Below are 25,976 nucleotides of genomic sequence, written 5' to 3'. Positions count from 1 at the left end.
GAATCGGAGCATCACCATGGCACGCACCGCGTCCAAATCGCTCTTCACCGCCGACCTGATCCTGCCTGCGATCGGCGACGCCTTTCGCAAGCTGTCCCCAAGCGAACTGATCCGCAATCCGGTGATGTTCACCACCGCCATCGTCGCGGTTCTGCTCACCATCCTGCTGGCGGTGGGGCAGGACAGCCTCGCCCTTGGCTTCAAGCTGCAACTGGTCGTCTGGCTGTGGCTGACCGTCTTGTTCGGCACCTTCGCCGAGGCTTTGGCCGAAGGGCGGGGCAAGGCGCAGGCGGCGTCGCTGCGCGCCACCAAGGCGGAACTGACCGCCAAGCGGCTCAAGAAAAACGACGGCGACGCCTTTGACGCCGTCCCGGCCAGCGCACTGCGGATGGGAGACGTCGTGCTGGTCGAAAAAGGCGACCTGATCCCGTCCGATGGCGAGGTCGTATGGGGCGTCGCGTCGGTCAACGAAGCAGCTATTACCGGCGAATCCGCGCCGGTGATCCGCGAGGCGGGCGGCGACCGTTCCGCCGTGACGGCGGGCACCCGCGTCATCTCCGACCGGATCAAGGTGCAGGTGACGGTCAATCCGGGGCAGGGGTTCCTCGACCGGATGATCGCGCTGGTCGAGGGGGCCGAGCGGCAGAAGACGCCCAATGAAATCGCGCTGACGCTGTTGCTGGTCGGCCTGACCATCATCTTCCTGATCGCTGTCGCCACCATCCCCAGCTTTGCCACCTATGCCGGCGGCACGATCCCGGTGGCGGTGCTGGCGGCTTTGTTCATCACCCTGATTCCCACCACCATCGCGGCTTTGCTGTCTGCCATCGGCATTGCCGGCATGGACCGGCTGGTGCGGTTCAACGTGCTGGCCAAGTCGGGCCGGGCGGTCGAGGCGGCGGGCGATATCGACGTGTTACTGCTCGACAAGACCGGGACCATCACCGTGGGCGACCGGCAGGCGACGGAGTTTCGGACCGTGGGCGGTGCCAGCCAGGCGCAATTGGCCGAAGCCGCGTTGCTCGCCAGCCTGGCGGACGAGACGCCCGAAGGTCGTTCGATCGTACTGCTGGCGCGAGAGCGCTTTGGCCAGACGGCGCAGGCGCTGCCAGAGGGAGCAGAGGTCATCCCGTTCACCGCGCAGACTCGCATCTCTGGGGTGGACACGGGCGGCACCCGGATCATCAAGGGGGCGGTGGATTCGGTGTTGAAGGCGCTCGGCTCGAACGGGAGCGACGATGCAGACGAACTGCGCCGCATCACTGACGAGATCGCCCGCGCGGGTGGCACGCCGCTGGCGGTGGCGCAGGACGGCCGTTTGCTCGGCGCGATCTTCCTCAAAGACATCGTCAAGGCCGGCATCCGCGAACGGTTCGGCGAATTGCGCCAGATGGGCATCCGCACGGTGATGATCACCGGCGACAATCCGCTAACCGCGGCTTCGATCGCGGCCGAAGCGGGGGTGGACGATTTCCTGGCGCAGGCGACGCCGGAGGACAAGCTGGCGCTGATCCGCAAGGAGCAGCAGGGCGGGCGGCTGGTCGCGATGTGCGGCGACGGCACCAATGACGCGCCCGCGCTGGCGCAGGCCGATGTCGGCGTCGCGATGAACACCGGCACCCAGGCGGCGCGCGAGGCGGGCAACATGGTCGACCTGGACAGCGATCCGACCAAGCTGATCGAAGTGGTGGGACTGGGCAAGCAATTGCTGATGACCCGCGGGGCGCTGACCACCTTCTCGGTCGCCAACGACGTCGCGAAATATTTCGCGATCATCCCGGCGATGTTCGTGGTGCTCTATCCTGGGTTGGGGGTGCTCAACATCATGGCGCTGGGCACGGCGCAGAGCGCGATCCTGTCTGCGATCATCTTCAACGCGCTCATCATCCCCTGCCTGGTGCCGCTGGCGCTCAAGGGCGTTACGTACCGGCCGATCGGCGCGGGACCGCTGCTGGCGCGCAACCTCGCCATCTATGGGCTGGGCGGGCTGGTAGCGCCTTTCGTGGGGATCAAGCTGATCGACATGGTCGTCAACGGCCTGGGCCTCGCCTGACCGCCCGATGAAGGAGATTTTGATATGTTTACCGACCTCAAATCCGCCGTCCGCCCGGCGCTCGTCATGACCTTGCTGTTCGCGCTGTTGCTGGGCATCGCTTATCCGCTCGCGCTGACGGGGATAGGGCAGGCGCTCTTTCCCGCTCAAGCGAACGGGAGCCTGGTGCGCGACAAGGACGTCGTCATCGGCTCCACCATCGTCGGCCAGGGCTTTACATCGGACCGCTATTTCCACAGCCGCCCGTCTGCGGCTGGCAAGGGCTATGACGGCCTTGCCTCGTCCGGTTCCAACCTTGGCCCCACCAGCCAAGCGCTGCTCGACCGGGTGAAGGCCGATATTGCAACCTATAAGACTGCCACACCCGATCGCCCCGTTCCGTCCGATCTGGTGACAGCCTCCGCCTCGGGGCTCGACCCCCATATCGGTCCTGAGGCGGCTTTTTATCAAGTCGATCGCGTCGCCAGGGCGCGCGGCATGGAACCGCGACAGGTCCGGTCGCTCGTGGCGGGCAGCGTCGAGCGACCTTTGCTCGGTTTCCTGGGCGAAGCGCGCGTCAATCTGTTCGAACTGAATCGACGGCTGGACGCGATTGGCGCTAAGCAGGCGCGGTGAACGAGACAGCGCGCCCGGACCCCGAAGCCTTTCTGCGCGCCGCCGCGCAGGAAGGCCGCGGGCGTCTGAAAATCTTCCTGGGTTCCGCACCCGGCGTCGGCAAGACCTATGAGATGCTGACAGAAGGCGCGCAGCGCGCGAAGGCGGGGACGGATGTGGTGATCGGCATCGTTGAAACCCATGGCCGCCGCGAAACGGAAGCGTTGGTCCATGGCCATGAGTTGATCGCGCGCCGGATCGTCCCTCATCAGAATCAGAGCCTGACCGAGATGGACATCGACGCCATTTTGGCGCGGCAGCCGCAATTGGCGCTGGTGGACGAACTGGCGCACAGCAATGCGCCGGGCAGCCGCCATCCCAAACGCTATCAAGATGTCGAGGAATTGCTGGCGGCAGGGATCGACGTCTACTCGACGCTGAATATCCAGCATCTCGAAAGCCTGAACGATGTCGTCGCCTCCTTTACGCGGGTCAGGGTGCGCGAAACCGTGCCCGATTCGGTGTTGGAGGATGCGGATATCGAGGTCGTTGACCTGCCTCCCGACGAGCTGATCGAGCGGCTGAAGGACGGCAAAGTCTATATCCCGCAGGAAGCGAGCCGGGCGCTCACCCATTTCTTTTCCAAATCCAACCTGACGGCGCTGCGCGAACTGGCGCTGCGGCGCGCGGCGCAGGCGGTCGATGCGCAGATGCTGGACTATGTCCGCGCCCATGCGCTGGCCGGCAGTTTTGCGGTGGGGGAACGGGTGGTGGTCGCGATCAGCGAACAGCCGAGCGCGCCGGGCCTGGTGCGCGCCGCCAAGCGGCTGGCCGACGCGCTGCGCGCGCCATGGACTGCGGTGCATATCGAAACCCGGCGCAGCGCGACCCTGTCCGACGCGGAACGGCAGGGTCTGGCCGAAACGCTGGCGCTGGCGTCCCGGCTGGGTGCGGCGACGGCAAGTATTCCGGCGCGCAACGTGGTCGAAGGGCTGCGCCGTTTCGCGTCAGATGCGCGCGCGACCCAGATCGTGATCGGGAAATCCACCCGGTCCTGGTGGTTCGAACTGCGGCACGGATCGGTGGTCGACCGGCTGGTGCGCGATATCGGTTCGGTCGCGGTGCATGTGCTGCCGTCGGACGACGATGCACCGGCGCGGGTCAGATCCAGGGCGATTAAGGGTCATTGGGGCAGGCCAGCCGATTATGTCATGACCTTGCTCGCGGTCGTTGCGATGACCGCGATCGGTCGGTTGCTGGTCGAGGCGATCGACCTGGGCAACATCGCCTTGCTCTACCTCGTCCCCGTCATGTTTGCGGCGGCCTCCTATGGCTTGCGCGCGGGATTATTCGGGGGGCTGTCGTCGAGCCTGGCCTATAATTTCTTTTTCCTGCCGCCCACCGGCACGCTGACCGTCAGCAACCCGGAAAATATCATTTCCATCCTGGTCCTGTTGGGCGTCGCCATCGTGACAGCGCAATTTGCCGCGGGTGTACGCGCGCAAGCCAATCTTGCAGGCGAAAGCGCGCGACAGAATGCGGCGCTGGCGGGCTTTTCCCGCCACCTGACCGTCGCGGCCAGCGAAGAGGAACTGATGCAGGGCGTCTGTGCCGAAATCGCAAGGCTGCTGGATGTGCGCACCGTGCTGCTGACGCCATCCGCCGTCGGGCCGACGCTGCGCGCCGCCTTTCCGCCGGAGGACCGGATGGAGCAGATCGAGAAGGCCGCGGCGCAATGGGCGATGGACAATGTCCAGCCCGCCGGCCGCGGATCATCCACCCTGACCGCGTCCGATTGGCTGTTCCATCCGCTCCATACCCAGCGCGGTGTGCTGGGCGTGGTCGGCATCGCGCGCGACGATGCCGGGCTGGCCCTGCGCCCCGACCAGATGCCGTTGCTCATCAGCCTGCTCGACCAAGCCGCGATTGCGCTGGATCGCATGGCGCTGGAAGAACAGATGCTCGACGTGCGCCATGTGCGCGAGCGCGACCGGCTGCGCGCGGCCTTGCTGTCTTCGGTCAGTCACGATCTGCGCACGCCGCTGACCACGATTCTGTCGGCCGCGCAGGAATTGCGCCGCGACCATGCGCTGCCGCTGGCGGAACTGATCGAGGGGGAGGCGCTGCGGCTCAACCGTTTCGTCGCCAACCTGCTCGACATGGCGCGGGTCGAGGCCGGGGCGCTGCCGATGCGGATCGAGGCGACCGACCTGTTCGACGCCGTCGCCAGCGCCGTGCAGGATACGAGGCAATCGCTCAGCGGGCGCGAGGTGAAGGTCGATATTCCGCCTGACATACCGCTGGTGCGGGTCGATCCGGTGCTGCTGCACCATATCCTCCTCAACCTGCTCGACAATGCCGGGCGCTATGGCGATCCCGGCACGCCCGTCGTCATTCGCGGCGCTCGCACCGCCGACGCGCTGCTTCTGTCGGTGATCGACCAGGGGCCGGGCATCCCGCCGGGTGCCGAAGATCGGCTATTCGACAGTTTCACCCGTATCGAGGGGAACGACCGCGCCAAACATGGCACCGGCCTAGGCCTTGCCATCGTCAAGGGATTTGCCGAGGCCATGGGATTGACCGTCCAGGCAACCAATGTCGATGATCCGCCCGGTGCCTGCTTCACCATCCGTATCCCCGAAACTTGCATCATCAAGGATATGCCCCTGGACGACCGACCATGACCACACGCCATAAAGTGCTGATCGTTGACGACGAACTGCATATCCGCCGCCTGATCCACAGCGCGCTCGCCCGCGCCGATTATGAGACGGTAGAAGCGCAGAATGCGCGCGAGGCGCTCGACCAACTGCGCGATGCTTTGCCCGACATCGTCATCCTGGACCTTGGCCTGCCCGATCGCGATGGGCTGGAGCTGGTGCCGCTGATCAAGCAGCGGTCCGACGCCACTTTGATCGTCGTGTCTGCGCGCGAGGCGACCGATCAAAAAGTGGCGGCGCTAGACCTGGGTGCTGACGATTATCTGACCAAGCCGTTCGATACGGACGAACTGCTGGCGCGATTGCGCGTCGCGCTGCGCAACCGGCTGACCAAGGGGGGCGGCGTGTCGGCGGTCAAGGTCGGCGATGTGGAGATCGACCTGCTGGCGCGGATCGTGCGCAAGGGTGGCCATGAAGTGCATCTGACGCCCAAGGAATATGGCGTGCTGGTCCAGCTGGCGAAATTTCCCGGCCGGGTCATCACCCACGGCCAGATCATGGCGCAGGTATGGCCGCGCGAGGTCGAACATCATGTCGAATATCTGCGCGTCCTGGTCCGCACGCTGCGCCACAAGCTGGAGGACGATCCGCAACGGCCGCAGATCATCGGCAATGAGCCCGGCATCGGCTATCGGCTGCGGACGGATGGCGAGGGGGGGTGATGGCGGAAGCGGTGGGATTCGAACCCACGGTGAGCTTACACCCACGGCGGTTTTCAAGTTTGCTGGGCCGGGTGTTTCCGCATGTTTGCATATGTGGTCATAAGCATACGAATCCCCGCAATATCAGGCATTTTTCGCCCCTAGCATGTTTATGTAGGTTGTCATAAGTTCCCGTAGGCTGCTTACGAACTGCTTACGGAGGGCCACATGGCAAGCAAACTGACGAAGGGTTATATCGACCGGATCAAGGCCGGGGCGAAAGACGAGTTCCATTGGGATACGGACGTGAAGGGGTTCGGCCTGCGCGTCACCCCGACCGGCAAGATGACATTCATCGTGCAGGGCAGGGTTGAGGGGAGCGGCAAGGAAGCCCGTATCACTGTCGGCCCGTTCGGGGTGTTCACCGCCGAACAGGCACGCGACGTGGCGCGCGAACACCTGCGCAATATGCGTATGGGCCTCGACCCCCGCGATATGAAGAAACAGGACGACGCGCTGAAGGTGACGTTGCAGGCGGTCTGCGATGCTTATGTGAGCCGCCCCGGCAAGCTGAAGGCGACCAGCAAGCACGCCATTGAGCGCCATGTCCGCACAACTTTCTTGGCGTGGGCGTCCAAGCCCATTGTCTCGATCACCGAGGATATGTGCAAAGCCCGCTACCGTGAGCTGCTGACGAAGGGGTTGCGGGGGAAGAAGGGAGCGCCGGGGCAAGCCAATCAGGCGTTCGCCGTTCTTGGCGCGCTCATCAACTACGCCGGTCGCCAGCACAAGCGGGCCGATGGCTCGCCGCTCATCGCTCACAACCCCGTCGCCTCGCTCAAGGACGACAAGGTGAAGTTGAAGCCGCGCACGACCCGCGTGCTGGATGCCAAGGTCGGCGCGGTCTGGCTGGCATTGGGTCAGTGGCGAACCATAGCTCACAACCGCGACACGGCATCGAGCATCGACCTCGTGCGGTTCCTGCTCCTGACCGGGCTGCGCATTAGCGAAGCGTCCTCGCTCAAGTGGGATCAGGTCAACTTGGAGGATGGCTATTTCCACCTGCCGAACCCCAAGAACGCCCATCCGGTGTTCATGCCGCTGGCGGCGCAGGCAACCGAGCTGCTAGAGGCGCGGCCCCGCGTCGATGACAACCCCTATGTCTTCCCGTCATGGGGCAAGGCTGGTCATATCAAAGACCCCCGCGACCTGATGAAGAAGTTGAGCGGGGTTGCGGGCAACCCGATCACGCCGCACGACCTCCGGCGCACCTATACGAACATCGCTCTGCGCTCCTGCCGGATCGAAAAGTTCCGCACCGACCTGCTCACAAACCACATCACCCGCGACGTGACCGCCGAACACTATTTCGACACGACCAACCTGCAATGGCTACAGCCAGAAGCGCAGCAGATTGCAGATTTCCTCGACCAGCAGGCGGCGATAGCTGCCAGCGACAACGTCAAGCGACTGACCCCGCGCACCGAGGCCGCGTAGCCTCGCGCACAGCCCCGGCCTGCACAGCGCGCCGGGGTAGGGGCGGCGGGGTGCTGATCGCGCCCCACGCGGCGGCGCTGCCGAGAAATGCACGGCGATGGTCGGTGCTATCTGGACAGCGCAGCGCCGGTGAGGTATTCCATAAGCACGCATGGCGGCATGGCCGGATGCTTCTCCATAACATTCTGGGCTGCATGGGCAGGCAGATGAACGTGTTTAACCACGCTCGTCCGTCTTGGCGCGTCCACGGGCGAGCACGCTCGAAGGATTCCACAATGCTTTATGAACCAGCCTCCATTCCTCCTTGGGCAATGCCCGAGCATGTAGCCCCGAAGAAGAAGCCCACTGAGCGACAGGTTCGCCAAGCGCTCAGAGTGCTTGCTGCCGCGTATGCCAACTCAGATGAACGGTCACTTTTGATTGCTTTCAGCCAAGGCGGGGTCGCGCTGATGCAGGGGCATTTTATCAAACACCAGCATGTAAACTTGTCGTAGCGTAGCGTTGGAGTGGGCTATGCCGAGCGCGGCGTCACCGTTGCGCCCGCGCTCGGCATTGAGATTATGGTCCGCGTCGGGTTCAAGTGGCGGAAGATCGCGCAGGGCTGACATGGCATCGCCCCGCGCCCTACTTGCCCGTGTCGCTCGGTTGGAGCAGGCCCGCATTGCGCCGCGCTCCCTGTTCGAGCGGGAATACGGCAGCTTCGATGCGTTCGAGGTGGAGGCGCGGGCTGGCATGGCCGCTGGCGTGCTCGATACCAGGGACATGCCCGCCATCCTCAATTCCATCCGGCGCTGGCATGTCGAAGGGCTGTGGCGTCGGTGACGGGCGCGGTTACCCCGCCGTGGCTGGTAGCGTGGCGCGAGCGCGGCCAAGGGGGTAGCGGCGAAACAGCTACCGTCAGCGCTGTAGCCGAGGCTGTGCCGCCCCAGCGCCCGAAGGCCAACGTGCAAGGGTTCGTGGAGCCGGTGCCGTGGCCCGATGACGGGGGCAAGCGGCGCGAGAAGGTGCTGGACGTTGACCACAATCCGCCCCGTGTGGTCAGGGTCGTTGGCTGGCAGCGGTGCATGACATGCCGCAAGCCGTTCTGGTCCGACGACACCCGGCGCATACGCATGTGCCGCGATTGCAGCGACCTCCGGTAAACCACGAAACTTGCGGATGCATTCGCTAAGCGTTTGCTTCTGCATGAGTTGCATCGGAAGCAACCGAACTGGAAAAGCCCTGTGTAAGCAGCCATCAGATTTGTTGACCGGCGTTAGCGGCGATGCCACGCTGGCCGCATGGCTACAACTGACGACAGCGATATTGATTCTAAACTCAACCATGTCGCGCGTGCAATTCGCGACCTATTGCGCTCGAACCCCAATGGACTGGATATTGACGAGATCAAGGCAGTGCTTGGTGTCGGGGCAGACCAGATGCACCTAGACCGCCGACTTCGGAGTTTGCGTAAATACTATCATCTTCCCGGCAAACAGGTTGGCGGGCGTTTCGTCTATACCCTCGGTTCAGCCAAGGGCGGCATTACCGACTCCGGTGCGATTTCGGGCAAACTGAGAGCAGAAGCACTCAATATCGCCAAGGGTCGATGCCAGATGTGCGGCAAGACTGTTACCGACGATGCGATCAAGCTTCAAATTGACCACAAGGTTCCGCAGGCATGGGGCGGCCTTACGGTGATCGAAAACCTCTGGGCGATCTGCGAATCCTGCAACAACGGGAAGCGCGATCACTTTGCGTCATACGACGCAGACGAGATGACAGCGCTGCTCGAATACGAGTCAGTTCACGAGCGGATTGCACACCTTCTCAAGATGCACATGGGTCAACCGGTGGACTCAAACGTAATCGAGTTCGTCGCGAATGCGACGGAAAGGCAAGAGGACTGGCAGAAGAGGCTCCGCGATCTTCGCTACCCTGTGATCGGGTTGGAAATCACATCTGGCCGATATAAAACGCCGCAGGGCTTCACCCGTAGCACCTACACGCTTCACAACTGGCGGGATCTACCACCCAATCATCGACAGTTAATCCGTGACTGGGAGAACCCCGCCAAGAAACAACTACTCAAGCAACAGCTAGGGATCGCCTGACGGTTATCGCCTTCTTCAATTGGCTTGCTACCGCCGCTGCGACCGGCGGCGGAAACGCATTGCCAACCTGACGGTAGGCAGCCGTTTTCCGGCCGGTGAATTTCCATTCCGGCGGGAACCCTTGCAGCAGCGCCACCATCGGCACGGTCAATCGGGGCATCCCAACAAAGTCCGAGGCTGGAACCTCATCGGCTAGCGTATGGCCGTTGACGCCAAGCGAAGCCCAAGCCTTCTTTGCACGGGTCGGCCCCAAGTCTGGGCCACCATGCTTTTTCGATCCGCCAACGACCGTTGGCGCAATATCGCTGGCGCGGTCGCGCCATTGATCTGCCCCGAGCCACCCGCCGCTTGCCATCATGGTGTGAAGCATTTCACCGACCGTCTTAGGATTAGTCTTCGCAACTGACGGCCAAGCAAAGTTGGGCCAGAATTCCTTCCGTGTGGCAACGATCACCACACGCGGGCGCAACTGCGACACGCCAAAGTCAGATGCGTTGAGCAACCGCCAATCGACCTCATAGCCCAGCTTCTTTAGCTGGCGCTTGAGATGGAGGCGGTAGTCCTCGAATACAGCGTCGAGGAAACCGCGCACATTTTCGATCATCACAGCCTTCGGGCGGATGGCGTCAATTATGTCCAGAGCGTCAGGAAACAAGTTTCGTTCGTCCAGTGCGCCGAGCTGCTTCCCCGCGACCGAAAAGGGAGGGCAGGGAAGTCCACCCGCAACAACATCAACGCCAGCGAAGTCACCAGCACGCTCTTTGAAAACCCGAAGGTCGTCTTCGATGACATTCCAGCTTGGTCGGTTGGCTCTCAGCGTGTTGCAACAGTGGTTGTCGATCTCGACCAGCGCCTCATGATGGAAGCCCGCCTTTTCCAACCCAAGCGCTTGGCCACCTGCTCCGGCACATAGTTCGAGCGAAGTTAGCATGGCCTGTGACCCCTTCCGATTCATTGAAACGATGTTCTGTTTATGTTCCTAACAGAATCACTCGCCCTGTAAAGGATAGCTGGCAGCTTCGGTTGGCGGAAGAGGTGGGATTCGAACCCACGGACAGCTTGCACCGTCGCTAGTTTTCAAGACTAGTTCCTTAAACCACTCGGACACTCTTCCATACCGAAATAAGGGCTGGCAGCTTACGGTCGGCTTATGGGGTGATTTCACCCCTGCGATCCACCTCCACTAACCCTTTGTAACCTTACTCCTATTCACTCGTTCCGCCGACAAGCTCCGGTAGCTTTCAAGACCGCTGCCTTAAACCACTCGGCCACGCTTCCGTTGGCCCGCTTCCTAGCGCGCCGGGCGGCGATGCCAAGGGGAAATCGCCCCCTTCTACATTTCTCGCCCTCTCTGTTCGTCGCCTTAAGCGACCCGACCTAGCATTAAGGGGATTCACCTGCCGCCCCGCCTGTGCAACAACGGGGGGATGAGGGATTCTTTGCGTTCACCCGTCCTGTCTTTATTGCTGGGCCTTGCCACCGTTGCGGCTGGCAGCATCGCCGTCGGGCCGGCACAGGCGCAGGATAGCGGGGATTTCCGCGCCTATCTGGAAAGCCTGCGGCCCAAGGCGCGGGCGATGGGCATCCGCGACGCCACGCTGGATAGCGTCTATCCGACGCTGACGCCCAATCCCCGCGTCGTCCAGCTGGACCAGAGCCAGCCGGGCGGCGGCGCTTATTCGCCCATCCCCAATTTCGAACCCTATCGCCGCCAGCATGTAGACGCCGCGCGGATCAGCCGGGGGCGGATCGCCTATCAGGCCAACCGGTCACGCCTGTCGCGGATCGAGGCGGAGACGGGCGTGCCGGAGGAGATCATGGTCGCCATCTACGGCCATGAAACCAATTATGGCAGCTATACCGGGGATTTCGACCTGATCCGGTCGCTCGCGACGCTGGCGCATGAAGGGCGGCGGCGCGCGCTGTTCGAGCCGGAATTCCTGGCCACGCTCAAGATGCTGGACAATGGCGTGCCGCGCAGCCGACTGGTCGGCAGCTGGGCCGGGGCGACGGGCTATCCGCAATTCCTGCCGTCCGTCTATTTGCGCATAGCCAAGGATGGCGATGGCGATGGCAAGGCCGACATATGGACCAGCGAGGCCGATGCGCTGGCGTCGATCGCCAATTATTTCGTCCAGTCAGGATGGCGCAAGGGTCAGCCCTGGGGCGTGGCGGTCACCGTGCCGGCAGGCTTCGACCGCGCCGCCGTGGTCGCCAAGACCGAACCGGCGCGCTGCCCGCGGGTATTCAACCGGCACAGCCGCTGGCTGACGATGGCGGAATGGCGCAAGCTGGGCCTGTTTCCGGCCAGCGGTATCTGGCCCACGGACACGATGCTGGCGACGCTGCTGGAACCCGATGGGCCGGGTAAGACCGCCTATCTGCTGACGAGCAACTATCGGGCGATCCTGGATTATAATTGTTCCAACTTCTATGCCTTGTCGGTGGGATTGCTGGCGGATGCTGTCAAACAATAAGGGGCTGTTCGTTACAGCCATGATGTTGGTGCTGGTTGGCGGCGGCGCGGGTGCTGCGCAACCCCAACAGGCCGGTTTGGCCGCCATGGTCGGCGATACGCCAGTGCCGTTGGGGCCGCCCTATTCGGTGGGGGGCGTGACCTATACGCCCGCCGATCCGATTTCCTATGACGAGGTCGGCTATGCCGGCGCAATCGAGGATGGCAGCCAGGGCGGCGTGACGGAGACGGGCGAGTCCTTCATCCCTACCGCCATCACCGCCGCGCACAAGACCTTGCCCTTGCCCAGCTATGTCGAGGTGACGGCGCTGGACAGCGGGCGGACGATCCTGGTGCGGGTCAATGATCGCGGCCCGATGCGGAGCGACCAGTTGATCGCGTTGTCGCCGGGTGCTGCGGCGCAACTGGGCGTCGCCGGAATGGCGCCGGTACGGGTGCGGCGGGTCAATCCGCCGGAGCAGGAACGCGCGGTGCTGCGCGGCCATGGCCAGGCGGCCGAGCGGCTGGAAACGCCCGCCGCCTTGCTCAAGGTATTGCGGGGGAAGCTCGGTCCGATGAAGCCAACAGCGGCCACGCGCACGGTTGCGGCCAAGCCCAGGCCGGTGGCGATCAAGCCCGCCAGCGCCGGCCGGCCTGGCGCGGATTTCGACACGCCTGCGTCCAAGCCTGTCGCGCAACCCGCCAAGCCAGCGCCCAAGCCGATAGCCGCCTCGCCGAGAACCGGCGGCTATGTCGTGCAGGTCGGGGCTTTCTCCTCCCAGGCCCGCGCCGATGCGCTGGCCAGGAGCCTAGGCGCACGCGTCGATGCGGGCGGCGGGATATGGCGCGTGCGGCTTGGCCCCTATGCGACGCAACTGGCGGCGCAGGCCGGTGTTCGGCAGGCCGCCGCCAAAGGCTTTGAGAATAGCCGCATCATGGCTAATGACGCGCGATAGACATCGCAGTTGAAGAGCGATTCCATTTGTTCGAAGGCAGTTTTCCCATGAAGAAAAGCGTTGCAGTCCTCCTTGCCGCCGGGCTGCTGGCCCAGCCGCTGATCGCCGCCGCGCCGCCCTATACCACCGAAGCGCCGATCGCTTATATGAAGGATCTGTCGTCTGGCGCGGTGCTCTACGACAAGGGCGGCGAGACGAAGATACCGCCGGCCTCCATGGCGAAGATGATGACGGCGCATGTCGCCTTCCGCCTGATCCAGAAGGGCGAATTGAAGCTCGACACGAAATTTACCGTGCGCCCGGAAACCTGGAAGCAATGGCATGGCCCGCAGGCCGGATCGACCATGTTCCTGTCGGTCGGCGAGCAGGTGTCGGTGGAGAATCTGCTGCATGGCATCGTCACCCTGTCGGGCAATGACGCCTGTGTCGTCCTGGCGGAGGGGATTTCCGGCACCGAACAGGCCTTCGTCGCCGCGATGAACGAAGAAGCCAAGCGGCTGGGCCTGAAAAACAGCCATTTCGGCACCAGCAATGGCTGGCCGGACGAAGGCGTGACCTATGTCACCGCGGAGGATCTGGCCAAGTTGGCACAGGCCACGGTCGAGGAAACGCCTGACCTCTACAAGCGCTTCTACGCCACGCGGTCCTTTACCTGGGGCAAGACGATGGGCGGCGCGGACATCGCGCAGGGCAATCGCAACCCGATCCTGGGCAAGATCGCCGGCGCGGACGGCCTGAAGACCGGCCATACCGAGGAGGCGGGCTTTGGCTTTACCGGCTCTGCCGAACAAAATGGCCGCCGTCTGGTGATGGTCGTCGCGGGCCTGAACAGCTTCAACAGCCGCATCACCGAATCGGTCCGCTTCATGGATTGGGGCTTCAAGGCGTGGAAGGCGCAGCCGCTGTTCAAGAAGGGCCAGACGGTCGAGACGGCGGACGTGCAATTGGGCAGCGCGACGAGCGTGTCGCTGGTCGCGCCGCAGAACCTGGCCGTGACCCTGCCGGGCACGGCGTCCGCCAACGTGCAGGTGAAAGTGGTCTATAGCGGCCCGATCAAGGCGCCGATCGTCAAAGGCCAGCAGATCGCCCAGATGATCGTGCAGACGCCCGACACGCCGCCGCAGATTATGCCACTGGTCGCCGGTGAAGACGTCGCGGAAGCGGGCTTTTTCGGCCGGTTGTGGAACGGCATGAAGTCGCTCTTCGCTTGAACCAAGGCAAGTTCATAACCCTGGAAGGCGGCGAAGGCGCGGGCAAATCGACGCAGTTGCACGCTCTGGCCGCCGCCCTACGCGCGCGGGGGCTGGAAGTGGTCGAGACGCGCGAGCCGGGTGGCAGCGAGGGGGCTGAGGCGATCCGCGCCCTGCTGCTGACCGGCGGCGCAGACCGTTGGAGTGCGCGCGCCGAAGCGCTGTTGTTCGCGGCGGCGCGGGCGGATCATATCGAAAAGACGATCCGCCCCGCGCTGTCGCGGGGGGCGTGGGTGCTGTCCGACCGGTTTCTCGATTCGAGCCGCGCCTATCAGGGGCAAGGCGATCTGAGCGACGCCGACATATTGACGCTGCACCGGATCGGCAGCGACGGTTTTCTGCCCGACCGTACCTTGCTGCTGACGCTCCCTGAAGAGGAAGCGACCGGGCGGGCCAGGGCGCGTGACGGCGATGCCGAAGACCGGATCGGCGGACGGGCGAACGATTTCCATCGCGCCGTGGCCGATGCGTTCGGCCGCTTCGCGCGCGAGGAAAGTTCGCGTGTTCAGGCGATTGATGCCTCTGGTCCGGCCGAGGTCGTGACGGAGCGATTGCTTGCCGCGATCGAAGACCTGCTGCCATGACGCTGATTCTGGGCCATGACGTACAGGCCCGCACACTGATGGCCGCCGCGCAGAGCGGGCGGATGCACCATGGCTGGATACTCGCTGGTCCCAGAGGCATCGGCAAGGGCAGTTTCGCGCGCGCGCTGGCGATGCGGCTGCTGGCCGACGCCGCCGGGCCGCCGATCGGTGGCGAGGGACTGTCCGTGCCGGAAAACCATCAGACCCGTCGCCTGATCGAGGCATCGGCGCATCCCGACTATGCCGAACTGGCGCCGCTGGAAAAGGATGGCGTCACGGCGCGCAATATCAGCGTCGATCAGGTACGCGGACTCAGCCGGCTGATCCAGTCGGCCCCGTCGCTATCGCCGCGCCGCATTGTGGTGGTCGACGGCGCCGATGATCTGGAGCGGGGCGCGGCCAATGCGCTGCTCAAGACGCTGGAGGAGCCGCCGGCCGACATGCTGTTCCTGCTGGTCAGCCACGCACCGGGGCGATTGCTGCCGACGATCCGGTCCCGCTGCCGCACATTGCGCTTCGATCCGCTGGATGCTGCGACGATGCGCGCGGTGCTCAAGGCGAGCGACGAGACGCTGTCGCCGCAGGAGATGGATGCGCTCGTCCGCGCGGGCGAGGGATCGCCGGGCCAGGCGCTGCGCTATGCGGGGCTTAATCTGTCGGAGATCGAGCAGGCGCTGAACAACCTCGCGACGCAGGGCGATCCGGGCAATCGCCAGCGGCTGGCGCTGGCCAAGGCGCTGGCGCTGAAATCCGCCAAACCGCGCTATGAAGCCTTTCTGGAGCGCGCGCCTGCCTTCATCGCGCAGGCGGCGCGGACCCGGCAGGGACCAGCGTTGGGCACGGCGCTGGACCATTGGGAAAAGGCCCGGCATCTGGCCGGTGGCGCGGTGATCCTGTCGCTGGATCCTGCGGGCGTGGTGTTCGAACTGGCGGGACATGTTGCAGCGCTGGCGCAAGAGCGCGCATAAAGCGACTTTGCGGGGCGCAGATGAGCGGCTAGGGAGAGGCCATGTCCAAGCCCTTCACCATCACCACCGCCATTTCCTATCCCAATGGCCGTCCGCATATCGGCCACGCCTATGAAGTGATCGCCACCGACGCGGTCGCGCGTTTCCAGCGGATGATGGGGCGCGATGTCTTCTTCCAGACCGGCACTGACGAACATGGACTGAAAATGGCCCAGACAGCGCGGGGTCGCGGGATCGAACCACGCGAACTGGCCGATGAAATGGCAGGCTATTTCAAGGTGATGAACGAGAGGCTGAACATCAGCCATGATCGTTTCATCCGCACCAGCGAGCCGGACCATCATAGCGCCAGCCAGGCGATCTGGCAGGCGATGGAGGCCAATGGCGACCTGTATCTGGGCCGCTATGAAGGCTGGTATTCGGTCCGCGACGAAGCCTTCTACGACGAGAAGGAAATCGTCGAGGGGGAGGGGGGCGTCAAGCTTTCTCCCCAGAACACGCCGGTCGAATGGACGGTCGAGGAAAGCTGGTTCTTCCGCCTGTCGGCCTATCAGGACCGGCTGCTGGCGCTGTATGAAAGCCAGCCCGATTTCATCCAGCCCGACAGCCGTCGCAACGAGATTTTACGCTTCGTCGAAGGCGGCTTGTCTGATCTCAGCGTATCGCGCACCAGCTTCGACTGGGGGGTGAAAGTGCCGGGATCGGACGGCCATGTCATGTATGTGTGGGTCGATGCGCTCACCAATTACCTGACCGGCTGCGGCTATCCTGATGATGCCGATCGGATGGCGCGTTACTGGGCCGAAGGCGGCGACATCACGCATATCATCGGCAAGGATATCGTGCGTTTTCATACGGTCTATTGGCCGGCCTTCCTGATGAGCGCGAAGCTGCCTTTGCCCAAACAGGTCTTCGGTCATGGCTTCCTGCTGAACCGGGGCGAAAAGATGTCCAAGTCGGTCGGCAATGTCGCCGATCCGATGGAACTGGCCGATCGCTTTGGCGTGGACCAGTTGCGCTATTTCCTGTTGTCCGAAGTCACGTTCGGCAATGACGGCAGCTATAGCGCGGAGGCGATTGTCCAGCGCTCCAACAGCGATCTGGGCAATGCCTTCGGCAATCTGGCGCAGCGGACGTTGAGCTTCATCGCCAAGAATCTGAACGGCAGCCTGCCCGCGATTCACGGCCAAGACGCTGCGGACAGCGAGTTGTTCGCGCTGCTCGACAAGACGATCCGCACCGACATGCCCGCCGCCTTCGCGGACCTTGCGCCGAGCGTGGCGATCGAGGCGTGGCTGCGTGCCTGTTTCGCCTGCAACCAATATATCGATGCGCAGGCGCCCTGGGCTTTGCGCAAGACCGATGCCGCGCGGATGGAGACGGTGCTGGCGACCCTCTATATCGCCATCGCCGAGTTGGCGGTTGCCATCCTGCCGGTTATCCCTGCGAGCGCAACAGCGTTGCTTGACCATATGGGCTTGTCCGCCGACAAGCGCACGTATGCCGCCATTGGCAGTCATTGGTATTCGGCGCTGGCCGAAAGCGATTTTGTACTGGCCGCGCCCAAGCCGCTCTTCCCGCGGCTCGAACTGCCGGCGGAGGACGCCTGATCCCATGCTGATCGACAGCCATTGCCACCTGAATTACAAAGGCTTGATCGAGGATCAGGCCAATGTGTTGCAACGGTCGCGGGCCGCTGGCGTCGACCTGATGCTCAATATCGCGACGCGCGAAAGCGAGTGGGACGATGTGCTGGGCACCGCGATCCGCGAGCCGGACGTGTGGGCGACGGTCGGCATCCATCCGCATGAAGCGGACGAGCATCCCCATATCGACACCGCCAAGCTGGCTGAGCGTGCGGCGCATCCCCGTGTGGTCGGCATCGGCGAGACGGGGCTGGACTATTATTACGACCATAGCGACCGCGAACGGCAGCAGAAAAGCTTCCGATCGCATATCGTTGCGGCGCGGGACACCGGCCTGCCGCTGATCGTCCATACCCGCGATGCGGAGGAGGATACACTGGCCATCATGCGCGACGAGATGGGGCAGGGCGGCTTCACTGGCGTCATCCATTGTTTCACCGCCAGCGGCGCCTTTGCCGATGCGGCGATGGAACTGGGCTTCTACATCAGCATTTCGGGCATCGTGACGTTCAAGAGCGCGAAGGATTTGCAGGAAACGGCGGCGCGGCTGCCGCTCGACCGGCTACTGGTGGAGACGGATTCGCCCTTCCTGGCGCCAGTGCCGCATCGCGGAAGGCCGTGCGAACCGGCGTTCGTTGCGGACACGGCCAAATTCCTGGCCAATCTGCGCGGCGAGAGCGTCGAGGAGCTGGCGGCGGCGACATCGGCCAATTTCCGCGCCTTGTTCAGCAAGGTCGCATGAGCCTGAAGCTGACGATCCTGGGCAGCGGCACGTCTTCCGGCGTGCCGCGGATCGGTAATGACTGGGGGGACTGCGATCCGGCAGAGCCGAAGAACCGGCGGACGCGGGTGTCCATCCTAGTGGAAAGCCCGACTACGCGCATTCTGGTCGATACATCGCCCGACATGCGCGCGCAGTTGCTGGCCGCCGACGTGATCCAGATCGATGCGATATTGTGGACCCACGACCATGCCGATCACAGCCATGGCATCGACGATGTGCGCCAGCTTTTCCACCATCGCCGCACGCCGGTTCCCGGCTATGCGCGGGCGCAGACGCTCAAGCTGCTGAAAGAGCGGTTTGGATATGCCTTTGAAGGGCGCAACGGTTACCACCCGACGATCCAGCCGCATGTCCTGCCCGACGGGTTGCGGATCGGCGACATCGACATCGCCTGCGTCGACCAGCCACATGGCGACATCTATTCCACCGGCTTCCGCTTCAGTCATGGCGGCCGGTCGGTCGGCTATGCCACGGATTTCCATGCCCTGACGCCGGACATGCTGGCGCTGTACGATGGGCTGGACGTTTGGGTGGTCGATGCTCTGCGGGAAAAGCCGCACCCGACCCATCCGCATCTGGCGATGACGCTGGATGGCATCGCCGCCACCCGGCCCGGCTGCGCCATCCTGACCCATATGGACCAGAGCATGGATTATGCGACATTGTGTCGCACGCTGCCCAAGGGCGTGGCGCCAGGCTATGACGGCATGGTGGTTGAACTGGACGCGAAAGAGCAGGGGGTCTGATGGACGGCACGGATCAGGCGGCATCAACCATCTGGTACGTGCTGGCACTCATCCTGGTCGGGTCCGCACTGGTCGGGCGGCAGATGGCCTGGGGCAACCTGTTGCGGATGGCGTTGCTATGGGTAGCGATCTTCGCAGGGCTGCTTGGCCTGTTCAAATTCGCCCAAGGCCAGGGGTATCTGACCGGACGATGGGCGGAGGAGGGGACGGCCGTCGGCCCCGACGAAGCGCCGTCGGTACTGCCCAAGGCCCGGACCGAGGGGAAGGCGCTGCGCATCCCGGTCGCGCCGGACGGCCATTATTGGGTGGAGGCGTCGATCAACGGCACGACTGCCCGGTTCCTGATCGACAGCGGCGCAACCGTCACGGCTTTGTCTGAGAATACGGCGCGCGCAGCCGGCCTCAATTATGATGTCGGCGAGCCGGGCGTCATCATGACCACCGCCAATGGCAAGGTCACGGCCAAGCGATCCAGCATCGCCACGCTCGCCATCGGTCCCATTTCGGCAAGCGACCTGCCCGTGGTCGTGTCACCGGCCTTCGGGGAGGTTAATGTGATCGGCATGAACATGTTGTCGCGCCTGAAAAGCTGGGGCGTGCAGGATGGCGCCATGGTGCTGACGCCATGACCGCTTCGATCGAGACGGGCGCGCCGACGCAGGCGCAGCGGCTCAGGGCCATTATCGGCGGGTCTACCGGCAATCTGGTGGAATGGTATGACTGGTATGCCTATGCCGCCTTCACCCTTTATTTCGCGCCGCATTTCTTTCCGGGCGGTGATCGCACCGCCCAGTTGTTGAGCACCGCGGGCGTCTTCGCCGTGGGTTTCCTGATGCGGCCGATCGGCGCCTGGCTGATGGGCGTCTATGCCGATCGCCATGGGCGCAAGAGCGGGCTGACCCTGTCCGTGGCGCTGATGTGCGCGGGGTCGCTGCTGATCGCGGTGACGCCGGGCTATGAGACGATCGGCGTCGCCGCGCCGGCGCTGCTGGTGCTGGCGCGGTTGATGCAGGGGCTGTCGATCGGCGGCGAATATGGCGCGAGCGCGACCTATCTGTCCGAAATGGCGGGCAAGAACCGGCGCGGATTCTTTTCCAGCTTCCAATATGTGACATTGATCGCCGGGCAACTGGTCGCGATCTGCGTGCTGCTGCTGTTGCAGGCGACGCTGACCGAAGCGCAGCTTGACGCCTGGGGATGGCGCATACCCTTTTTTATCGGCGGGCTGCTGGCGATCGTGGTGTTCTGGCTGCGGCGCGGGCTGGCCGAGACGCAAAGCTTTACGGTGGCCAAGGCGGCGGGCGCGCCCAAGTCCGGCTTTGTCGAACTAATCACCAACCATCCGCGTGAGACGCTGACGGTGATGCTGCTGACCGCGGGCGGGACCATCGCCTTCTACGCCTACAGCATCTACATGCAGAAATTCCTGGTCAACACCAGTGGCCTCAGCCGTGAGGTCGCGTCGCAGATCAATGCGGCGACGCTTTTTGTCTTCATGCTGTTGCAGCCGGTTGCCGGCGCCTTGTCCGACCGGATCGGGCGCAAGCCGCTGATGATCGGCTTTGGCGTCATGGGCCTGATCTGCACCTATCCGATTTTCGCGACGCTGGCGGTGACGAAAGACCCGCTGATTGCAGGGCTGCTGGTGATGGCGGGGCTTGTGATCGTGACCGGCTATACGTCGATCAACGCAGTGGTGAAGGCGGAGCTGTTTCCCGCACATATCCGAGCGCTGGGCGTGGCGCTGCCTTATGCGCTGGCCAACACGCTGTTCGGCGGGACGGCGGAGCTTGTCGCGCTCTGGTTCAAGCAGGCGGGCATGGAGCAGGCATTCTATATCTACGTTACGGTGATGATCGCCATATCGCTGGTCGTCTATGTGCGGATGCGCGATACCGCCAAGCACAGCCTGATCCGCGAGGATTGAGCATGAAAGCGACGGCGAGTTGGACAGCTGTACGCGATTGCGGCGATAGCGCGGATTTAACATAATATATATTATCGAACTTTCTGATTGTAAGCGCTAGATAGAAATGACACCCCTCCGCTAGATAGAGATGACACTCTTGGGCCTTGGCGGCGAACGCGGTGTTCATGGTCTTCCCACGGGAGGATCAGACTATGACGGTGCTGGCGATGAGCCAAGGCGAGCTATCGAGATTTGATACACTGATGCGCGTTGAGCGCGGCGAACTTCGGATTGAGGATGCAGCGACGCTGCTTGGACTGAAGCGCCGGCAGATATTCCGGCTGCTGGGTCGGCTCCGTGAAGATGGTGCCGCCGGCCTCATGTCCCGCAAGCGCGGCCGCCCGCTTGCACCGCATGACGATCTGCGCTCAATCATGGTCTGGCGTGAGCAGCGGACCGTGACGGCGGCGCTGACGCTGCATTACAACAAGGCAATGTTCATTCTGGAGCCGAACGATGTCAGCCTAGATCTGGCGCTCAAGCGGGTGACGGTCTGTGAATATCCCGACGGTCGACTGGAGATCGAGCATGAGGGCCATGTCCTGCCCTATCGTCAGTTCGACAAGATGCGGCAGGTGAACCAGCCTGCCATTGTCGAGAACAAGCATCTGGACGCGGCGTTGCTGCCGGCCCGGCAGATGCAGGCGATCATGCCGCATCATCGCAAACGCAACAATGACGCCCCTGCCCGCCGTGACCAACCCATGCATCTGTTCCCCGAGCCAGAACCGCCACCAAAGATCGACCGCCGCACACTGGGCGGCTCGAAGCTCAAGCGTAGTCCCAGGCTCAGTGATGAGACGTTGCGCGAACGCGGCACGCTCAGGTTCGTGCAGAGGACATGACCGAGCCCACTGCAGGGCAGCGGGTCCATGGTGCACCACCCCAAAGTCAGCGCATCAGCAGGGGCTGCGCTGCGCTAGGCCGATGGCTCCGCGCAGCACCTGCTGTCCTCAACGTGTGACATTTCTATATGGCGGAGATAGTGACTTCTCTAATTAGCGAGAACACATTGATGCTGGCCAGGGGCGTGCGTGCGTCCTATCGATCGGCCAGCATTCCACAGCCATCAGGTCCGATATGAGCAAAGCCAGTCCCGCCGACATCATGCCGCTTGCCGACGTCATGGCGCGGCTGCGCGATCCCGAAACCGGATGCCCCTGGGACGTCGAACAGAATTTCGCGTCGATCGCGCCCTATACGATCGAGGAAGCCTATGAAGTGGCCGATGCGATCGAACGGGCGGATATGGACGCGCTGCGCGACGAGCTGGGCGATCTGTTGCTCCAGGTCGCCTTCCATAGCCGGATCGCGGAACAGGCCGGGCATTTTGCGATGCAGGATGTGATCGACGGCATCACGCAAAAGATGATCCGCCGGCATCCGCATGTCTTTGCAGAAGGCACGCGGCGCGAGGATGGCCATGCCCAATGGGAGACGATCAAGGCGGCCGAGCGCGCGGAGAAGGAGCCGGACCCCAGCGCGCTGGCCGGTGTCGCGATCGCCCTCCCCGCGCTACTGCGGGCCGAAAAATTGCAGAAGCGCGCCGCGCGCACCGGCTTCGACTGGCCCGACACGGTCGGCGTGATCGACAAGATCGTAGAGGAACTGGACGAAGTACGCGCAGCGGCCAACCAGGACGAGCGCGAGGAGGAAGTCGGCGACCTGCTATTCGCCGTGGTCAACCTCGCACGCCATCTCAAGGTCGATCCTGAAGCCGCTCTGCGCAAGGCGAACGGGAAATTCGACCGCCGCTTTCGCTTCATGGAGGCGGCGGCCGGTGAAGGCTTCGCTGCGTTGGCGCTGGATGATAAGGAACTATTGTGGTTGCAGGCGAAGGCGCAGGAAAAGCGCCAATAAGCTAACCGATGGTGCCCCTTATGAGGGAGCAGCGCTGGGCTCTTCCACCGGATGAAGCGGTTTACCCGTAGATTCGAACGCCGAAATATTGGCGATAGTCGTGTCGGCGATAGCGCTCAGCGCCTCTTTCGTGAAAAAGGCCTGATGCCCAGTCACAAGCACATTGGGGAAAGTCAGCAGCCGGGCGAACAGGTCGTCCTGGATCGGCTGATCCGACCGGTCGTTGAAGAACAGCCCCTCTTCCTCTTCATAAACGTCCAGGCCCAGATAGCCAATCCGCCCATTCTTAAGACCCGCCACGAGTGCGCGGGTGTCGACCACGGCGCCGCGGCTGGTATTGATCAGCATGACGTCTTTTTTCATGGCGGCAATCGCGGCGGCGTCGATCATGTGCCGGGTTTGCGGCGTCAGCGGGCAATGGAGCGAAATGATATCCGATCGCGCCAACAGCGTGTTCCAACCGACATAGGCTCCGCCGACCGCGGCCAGCGCCGCCCCGTCCGGGTAGGGATCATATGCAATCACCTCACAATCAAAGCCGCGCATGATGCGCGCGACATTAAGGCCGATCTTGCCGGTGCCGACGATCCCCACCGTCCGCCCGCGCAGGTCGAACCCCAGCAGCCCGTCGAGTGCGAAATTCCCCTCTCGCACGCGGGCATAGGCTTTATGGGTCTTGCGGTTGAGCGTCAGCATCATCGCGACTGTATGTTCGGCGATGGCGTCGGGCGAATATGCGGGCACGCGGGCGACTGTTAAACCCAGTTCCTGCGTCGCTTTGAGGTCCACATGATTGAACCCCGCGCTCCGCAGCGCCAGCAGGCGCACGCCCTTTTCCGATAGCGCTTCCAGCACAGGGCGATCGAGCCGATCGTTGACGAAGGCGCAAATCGCCCGATAGCCGGCAGCCAGTGCGGCCGATTGCATGTCGAGCCGGGCTTCGAAAAAGGTTAGGTCGTGCGGACGGCCAGCGGCCTGGTTGGCGATGTCGAAAAAATGGCGGTCGAAGGGATGCGTACTAAAAACAGCAACTTTCATCACGATGCTCCTACGGTAGGGCGAAAGTTCAATCCCTATCGATCAGCAAGAAACGCTTCTGCGGCGGACGCGAACAAGGGGATACGCCCTACCCTTCGGCCCGCTTCGCATAACGGGCGAAGGCGGAGTCCGACAGGCGGACGTCGACGCGGCTTTCCTCGTCCTCGACGATGGTCGACAGGACTTCGCCATGTTCGTGGAGCCAGGCGACGGTGGCGCCGTCCGACACCGGCACGCGCAGGCCATAGACTTTCGCGCCGCGGGTCATGCGGTCGCTGATGGTCCGCTGGAGTATGTCCACCCCCTCCCCGGTCAAGGCCGAAAGGATCACGACATCGTCGCGGCGGGATGCGGTTTCGCGGGCGAGCGCGGCGTCTTCTTCGCTCAGCAGGTCAAGCTTGTTCCAAGCCTCCAGAATCGGCGGCGCGTCCGGCTCCCCTTTCCTACGATCCAGCGCCGCTTCGCCCGCGACGCCCAGTTCGCCGAGCACGTCCAGCACATCGTCACGCTGGGCTTCACTGTCTGGATGGGCAATGTCGCGGACATGGACGATGAGGTCGGCTGACAGCACTTCTTCCAGCGTGGCGCGGAAGGCCGCGATCAACTGCGTGGGCAGGTCGGACACGAAGCCGACGGTGTCGGACAGGATCGCCTTGTCCAGCCCCGGCAACGCGATCTGGCGCATGGTGGGGTCGAGCGTGGCGAAAAGCAAATCTTCCGCCATGACGTCAGCCCCGGTCATCCGGTTGAAAAGCGTTGATTTTCCGGCATTGGTATAACCGACCAGCGCGATCACCGGCCAGGGTGCGCGCTGACGCCGGGCGCGATGCAGGCCGCGGGTGCGGGTGACCTGGTCCAGTTCCTTGCGGATCTTGGCCATGCGGTCGCGGATCATGCGCCGGTCCGCCTCGATCTGCGTTTCGCCCGGACCGCCGAGGAAGCCGAAGCCGCCGCGCTGCCGCTCAAGGTGGGTCCAGCTACGCACGAGCCGGCCCGCCTGATAATCGAGATGGGCGAGTTCGACCTGGAGACGGCCTTCATTGGTGGCGGCGCGTTCGCCGAAGATTTCGAGGATCAGCCCGGTCCGGTCAATGACCTTGGCTTCGCACGCCTTTTCCAGATTGCTCTGCTGCACCGGCGACAGGTTGTTGTCGACGATGATAAGGTCGGCCTCTTCCTGCCGCGCTAGGGTGGCGATCTGGTCCACTTGCCCGCTGCCGAACAACGTCGCGGGCTTGCGGTCGCGCACGCGGAACGCCTGGGACGCGCGCACATCGATGCCGATCGCCAGCGCCAGCCCGCGCGCCTCTTCCAGCCGGGCGTCGCTGTCTCGGCGGTCGCCATTGTGGGTTTCGGCATGAACGACGACGGCGCGAGCGCCGCGCGCCACTTCGTCATCGGAGTCGCGGTTGAATATGGCCATGGGACTACAACGCCTCAAAATTCAACATGCTCCCGCGAAGGCGGAAGCCCAGTCCTGATGACAGAACTAGGCGCCCGCCTGCGCGAGAGCATGGCGATATTAGTCTATCGGACAGGAAAAGCGATCAATCGTCCTGTTCATTCTCGCCGCTCAGGTCGAGCGCATGGAGCGGCTGGACCGTCGAGATGGCGTGCTTGTAGACGAGTTGCACCATGCCGTCGCGTTCGAGCAACATGCAGAACAGGTCGAAGGCGGCGATCTCACCCTGGAGCATGACGCCGTTCACCAGGAACATCGTCACCGGGCTGCCGGACTTGCGGACGGCGGACAGGAAGATTTCCTGGAGCAGCTTGCCCTTGCCATTGCCATCGCTGGCCTTGCGCAGGTCGGTCAGATCCATCGATTGGGCCGGCATGACGGTGGAGATCGCGTGCTTGTAGACCAGTTGCGACTGGCCATCGCGGCGCAGCAGCACGGAAAAATTGTCGAACCAGGTGATGATGCCCTGCAACTTGACGCCCTTGACCAGGAACATGGTCACCGGGGTCTTGGTCTTGCGCAGGCCGTTGAGGAAAATATCCTGAAGGTTGTTCACTTTGTCGGCCATGGTCGTCGCCATCCTTTATTCTTGGCGGGACGTTGCCCGCTCTCGCACCCTAAGCAGGGTGTCTTGCTTGCCCCCGCCTGTCGGGAGCCGGC

Annotated in this window: 23 protein-coding genes, 1 tRNA gene and 1 pseudogene; 19 read left to right on the top strand and 6 right to left on the bottom strand. The window is 63.5% G+C overall.

Translation table 11 applies throughout. The features are described from left to right. The first annotated feature begins 16 nt into the window (after positions 1-16). The 5 genes from kdpB (at position 17) to HHL08_RS14085 (ending at position 7,505) form a co-directional block, all read left to right on the top strand. Positions 17-2,053, top strand: a complete 2,037-nt coding sequence (gene kdpB / locus HHL08_RS14105; protein ID WP_169573778.1) for a potassium-transporting ATPase subunit KdpB — start codon at positions 17-19, stop codon at positions 2,051-2,053. 24 nt (positions 2,054-2,077) lie between these two features. Then, positions 2,078-2,668 (top strand): potassium-transporting ATPase subunit KdpC, encoded by a 591-nt coding sequence (gene kdpC, locus HHL08_RS14100; protein ID WP_169573777.1) that lies wholly within the window; start codon positions 2,078-2,080, stop codon positions 2,666-2,668. Further along, the gene (locus HHL08_RS14095; protein ID WP_169573776.1) at positions 2,665-5,331 is read left to right on the top strand and encodes a DUF4118 domain-containing protein; all 2,667 of its coding nucleotides are present in this window, start codon (positions 2,665-2,667) and stop codon (positions 5,329-5,331) included. The genes kdpC and HHL08_RS14095 overlap by 4 nt, the downstream gene beginning before the upstream one ends. Then, on the top strand, positions 5,328-6,029 hold the full coding sequence (locus HHL08_RS14090) for a response regulator (RefSeq protein WP_169573775.1): 702 nt from the start codon (positions 5,328-5,330) through the stop codon (positions 6,027-6,029). The genes HHL08_RS14095 and HHL08_RS14090 overlap by 4 nt, the downstream gene beginning before the upstream one ends. A 207-nt stretch (positions 6,030-6,236) precedes the next feature. Next, positions 6,237-7,505, top strand: a complete 1,269-nt coding sequence (locus HHL08_RS14085; protein WP_169573774.1) for a site-specific integrase — start codon at positions 6,237-6,239, stop codon at positions 7,503-7,505. 410 nt (positions 7,506-7,915) lie between these two features. Here HHL08_RS14085 and HHL08_RS14080 read toward each other — a convergent pair whose 3' ends face one another. Next, positions 7,916-8,113, bottom strand: coding sequence for a hypothetical protein (locus HHL08_RS14080; RefSeq protein ID WP_169573773.1), 198 nt, complete (start codon positions 8,111-8,113; stop codon positions 7,916-7,918). Between HHL08_RS14080 and HHL08_RS14075 the strand changes: the two genes are divergently transcribed. After that, complete coding sequence (locus HHL08_RS14075; protein ID WP_088185176.1) at positions 8,112-8,327, top strand: hypothetical protein; 216 nt, start codon at positions 8,112-8,114, stop codon at positions 8,325-8,327. The two genes, HHL08_RS14080 and HHL08_RS14075, sit on opposite strands and share 2 nt — an antisense overlap. A 458-nt stretch (positions 8,328-8,785) precedes the next feature. Further along, positions 8,786-9,598, top strand: coding sequence for an HNH endonuclease (locus HHL08_RS14070; protein ID WP_169573772.1), 813 nt, complete (start codon positions 8,786-8,788; stop codon positions 9,596-9,598). On the opposite strand, the gene HHL08_RS14065 is transcribed toward HHL08_RS14070, so the two are convergent. Beyond that, the gene (locus tag HHL08_RS14065; protein WP_169573771.1) at positions 9,573-10,529 is read right to left on the bottom strand and encodes a DNA cytosine methyltransferase; all 957 of its coding nucleotides are present in this window, start codon (positions 10,527-10,529) and stop codon (positions 9,573-9,575) included. The genes HHL08_RS14070 and HHL08_RS14065 overlap by 26 nt on opposite strands. 93 nt (positions 10,530-10,622) lie before the next feature. Further along, positions 10,623-10,712 (bottom strand) — tRNA-Ser (locus HHL08_RS14060). A 313-nt stretch (positions 10,713-11,025) separates the two neighbouring features. Here HHL08_RS14060 and HHL08_RS14055 point away from each other — a divergent pair. From HHL08_RS14055 to mazG, 12 genes and pseudogenes are all read left to right on the top strand, one after another. Beyond that, on the top strand, positions 11,026-12,075 hold the full coding sequence (locus tag HHL08_RS14055; protein WP_169573770.1) for a lytic murein transglycosylase: 1,050 nt from the start codon (positions 11,026-11,028) through the stop codon (positions 12,073-12,075). Beyond that, entirely contained in the window at positions 12,059-13,009 is a 951-nt protein-coding gene (locus HHL08_RS14050) for an RlpA-like double-psi beta-barrel domain-containing protein (protein WP_169573769.1), read from the top strand. The genes HHL08_RS14055 and HHL08_RS14050 overlap by 17 nt, the downstream gene beginning before the upstream one ends. Positions 13,010-13,056: 47 nt before the next feature. Beyond that, a complete protein-coding gene (locus HHL08_RS14045; RefSeq protein ID WP_169573768.1) occupies positions 13,057-14,220 on the top strand; it encodes a D-alanyl-D-alanine carboxypeptidase family protein in 1,164 nt (387 codons plus the stop codon). Beyond that, a complete protein-coding gene (gene tmk, locus HHL08_RS14040) occupies positions 14,217-14,843 on the top strand; it encodes a dTMP kinase (protein WP_169573767.1) in 627 nt (208 codons plus the stop codon). Before HHL08_RS14045 ends, tmk begins: the two co-directional genes overlap by 4 nt. Continuing rightward, positions 14,840-15,811: an AAA family ATPase gene (locus tag HHL08_RS14035; RefSeq protein ID WP_169573766.1), complete on the top strand. Its 972-nt coding sequence runs from the start codon at positions 14,840-14,842 to the stop codon at positions 15,809-15,811. Before tmk ends, HHL08_RS14035 begins: the two co-directional genes overlap by 4 nt. 41 nt (positions 15,812-15,852) lie before the next feature. Further along, positions 15,853-17,421, top strand: a complete 1,569-nt coding sequence (gene metG / locus HHL08_RS14030; RefSeq protein ID WP_169573765.1) for a methionine--tRNA ligase — start codon at positions 15,853-15,855, stop codon at positions 17,419-17,421. A 4-nt stretch (positions 17,422-17,425) separates the two neighbouring features. Then, the gene (locus HHL08_RS14025; RefSeq protein ID WP_169573764.1) at positions 17,426-18,199 is read left to right on the top strand and encodes a TatD family hydrolase; all 774 of its coding nucleotides are present in this window, start codon (positions 17,426-17,428) and stop codon (positions 18,197-18,199) included. Next, a complete protein-coding gene (locus tag HHL08_RS14020) occupies positions 18,196-18,987 on the top strand; it encodes an MBL fold metallo-hydrolase (protein WP_169573763.1) in 792 nt (263 codons plus the stop codon). The genes HHL08_RS14025 and HHL08_RS14020 overlap by 4 nt, the downstream gene beginning before the upstream one ends. After that, positions 18,987-19,616, top strand: a complete 630-nt coding sequence (locus HHL08_RS14015) for a retropepsin-like aspartic protease family protein (RefSeq protein WP_169573762.1) — start codon at positions 18,987-18,989, stop codon at positions 19,614-19,616. The genes HHL08_RS14020 and HHL08_RS14015 overlap by 1 nt, the downstream gene beginning before the upstream one ends. Next, on the top strand, positions 19,613-20,914 hold the full coding sequence (locus HHL08_RS14010; protein ID WP_169573761.1) for an MFS transporter: 1,302 nt from the start codon (positions 19,613-19,615) through the stop codon (positions 20,912-20,914). Before HHL08_RS14015 ends, HHL08_RS14010 begins: the two co-directional genes overlap by 4 nt. Positions 20,915-21,108: 194 nt before the next feature. After that, positions 21,109-21,681, top strand: a pseudogene (locus tag HHL08_RS14005) (helix-turn-helix domain-containing protein); the annotation flags it as partial. A gap of 355 nt (positions 21,682-22,036) precedes the next feature. Continuing rightward, positions 22,037-22,816, top strand: coding sequence for a nucleoside triphosphate pyrophosphohydrolase (mazG, locus tag HHL08_RS14000; RefSeq protein WP_169573759.1), 780 nt, complete (start codon positions 22,037-22,039; stop codon positions 22,814-22,816). Between the two features lie 18 nt (positions 22,817-22,834). On the opposite strand, the gene HHL08_RS13995 is transcribed toward mazG, so the two are convergent. The 3 genes from HHL08_RS13995 to hfq all read right to left on the bottom strand — a co-directional run bounded on the left by HHL08_RS13995 (position 22,835) and on the right by hfq (position 25,884). Beyond that, on the bottom strand, positions 22,835-23,854 hold the full coding sequence (locus HHL08_RS13995; protein WP_169573758.1) for a 2-hydroxyacid dehydrogenase: 1,020 nt from the start codon (positions 23,852-23,854) through the stop codon (positions 22,835-22,837). Positions 23,855-23,942: 88 nt separating this feature from the next. After that, positions 23,943-25,277, bottom strand: a complete 1,335-nt coding sequence (gene hflX / locus HHL08_RS13990; RefSeq protein ID WP_169573757.1) for a GTPase HflX — start codon at positions 25,275-25,277, stop codon at positions 23,943-23,945. Positions 25,278-25,401: 124 nt separating this feature from the next. Next, positions 25,402-25,884 carry an RNA chaperone Hfq gene (gene hfq, locus HHL08_RS13985; RefSeq protein ID WP_169573841.1) on the bottom strand — a complete coding sequence of 161 codons (483 nt, stop codon included), beginning with the start codon at positions 25,882-25,884 and terminating at the stop codon, positions 25,402-25,404. Positions 25,885-25,976 lie beyond the last annotated feature (92 nt).

Source organism: Sphingobium psychrophilum (assembly GCF_012927105.1).
Lineage (GTDB): Bacteria > Pseudomonadota > Alphaproteobacteria > Sphingomonadales > Sphingomonadaceae > Sphingobium > Sphingobium psychrophilum.
Note: the sequence above shows the minus strand (reverse complement) of the source record. Positions and strands in the feature narration are given on the sequence as shown.

Bases quoted from the DNA above. Each gene is read 5' to 3' on its own strand.
- HHL08_RS14020 (WP_169573763.1), top strand. From the start codon at position 18,196: ATGAGCCTGAAGCTGACGATCCTGGGCAGCGGCACGTCTTCCGGCGTG.
- HHL08_RS14065 (WP_169573771.1), bottom strand. From the start codon at position 10,529: ATGCTAACTTCGCTCGAACTATGTGCCGGAGCAGGTGGCCAAGCGCTT.
- HHL08_RS14090 (WP_169573775.1), top strand. From the start codon at position 5,328: ATGACCACACGCCATAAAGTGCTGATCGTTGACGACGAACTGCATATC.
- HHL08_RS13995 (WP_169573758.1), bottom strand. From the start codon at position 23,854: ATGAAAGTTGCTGTTTTTAGTACGCATCCCTTCGACCGCCATTTTTTC.
- HHL08_RS14085 (WP_169573774.1), top strand. From the start codon at position 6,237: ATGGCAAGCAAACTGACGAAGGGTTATATCGACCGGATCAAGGCCGGG.
- HHL08_RS14015 (WP_169573762.1), top strand. From the start codon at position 18,987: ATGGACGGCACGGATCAGGCGGCATCAACCATCTGGTACGTGCTGGCA.
- HHL08_RS14050 (WP_169573769.1), top strand. From the start codon at position 12,059: ATGCTGTCAAACAATAAGGGGCTGTTCGTTACAGCCATGATGTTGGTG.
- kdpC (WP_169573777.1), top strand. From the start codon at position 2,078: ATGTTTACCGACCTCAAATCCGCCGTCCGCCCGGCGCTCGTCATGACC.
- HHL08_RS14055 (WP_169573770.1), top strand. From the start codon at position 11,026: ATGAGGGATTCTTTGCGTTCACCCGTCCTGTCTTTATTGCTGGGCCTT.
- hflX (WP_169573757.1), bottom strand. From the start codon at position 25,277: ATGGCCATATTCAACCGCGACTCCGATGACGAAGTGGCGCGCGGCGCT.
- mazG (WP_169573759.1), top strand. From the start codon at position 22,037: ATGAGCAAAGCCAGTCCCGCCGACATCATGCCGCTTGCCGACGTCATG.
- HHL08_RS14075 (WP_088185176.1), top strand. From the start codon at position 8,112: ATGGCATCGCCCCGCGCCCTACTTGCCCGTGTCGCTCGGTTGGAGCAG.
- HHL08_RS14010 (WP_169573761.1), top strand. From the start codon at position 19,613: ATGACCGCTTCGATCGAGACGGGCGCGCCGACGCAGGCGCAGCGGCTC.
- metG (WP_169573765.1), top strand. From the start codon at position 15,853: ATGTCCAAGCCCTTCACCATCACCACCGCCATTTCCTATCCCAATGGC.
- HHL08_RS14045 (WP_169573768.1), top strand. From the start codon at position 13,057: ATGAAGAAAAGCGTTGCAGTCCTCCTTGCCGCCGGGCTGCTGGCCCAG.
- HHL08_RS14070 (WP_169573772.1), top strand. From the start codon at position 8,786: ATGGCTACAACTGACGACAGCGATATTGATTCTAAACTCAACCATGTC.
- hfq (WP_169573841.1), bottom strand. From the start codon at position 25,884: ATGGCCGACAAAGTGAACAACCTTCAGGATATTTTCCTCAACGGCCTG.
- kdpB (WP_169573778.1), top strand. From the start codon at position 17: ATGGCACGCACCGCGTCCAAATCGCTCTTCACCGCCGACCTGATCCTG.
- HHL08_RS14025 (WP_169573764.1), top strand. From the start codon at position 17,426: ATGCTGATCGACAGCCATTGCCACCTGAATTACAAAGGCTTGATCGAG.
- HHL08_RS14080 (WP_169573773.1), bottom strand. From the start codon at position 8,113: ATGTCAGCCCTGCGCGATCTTCCGCCACTTGAACCCGACGCGGACCAT.
- HHL08_RS14035 (WP_169573766.1), top strand. From the start codon at position 14,840: ATGACGCTGATTCTGGGCCATGACGTACAGGCCCGCACACTGATGGCC.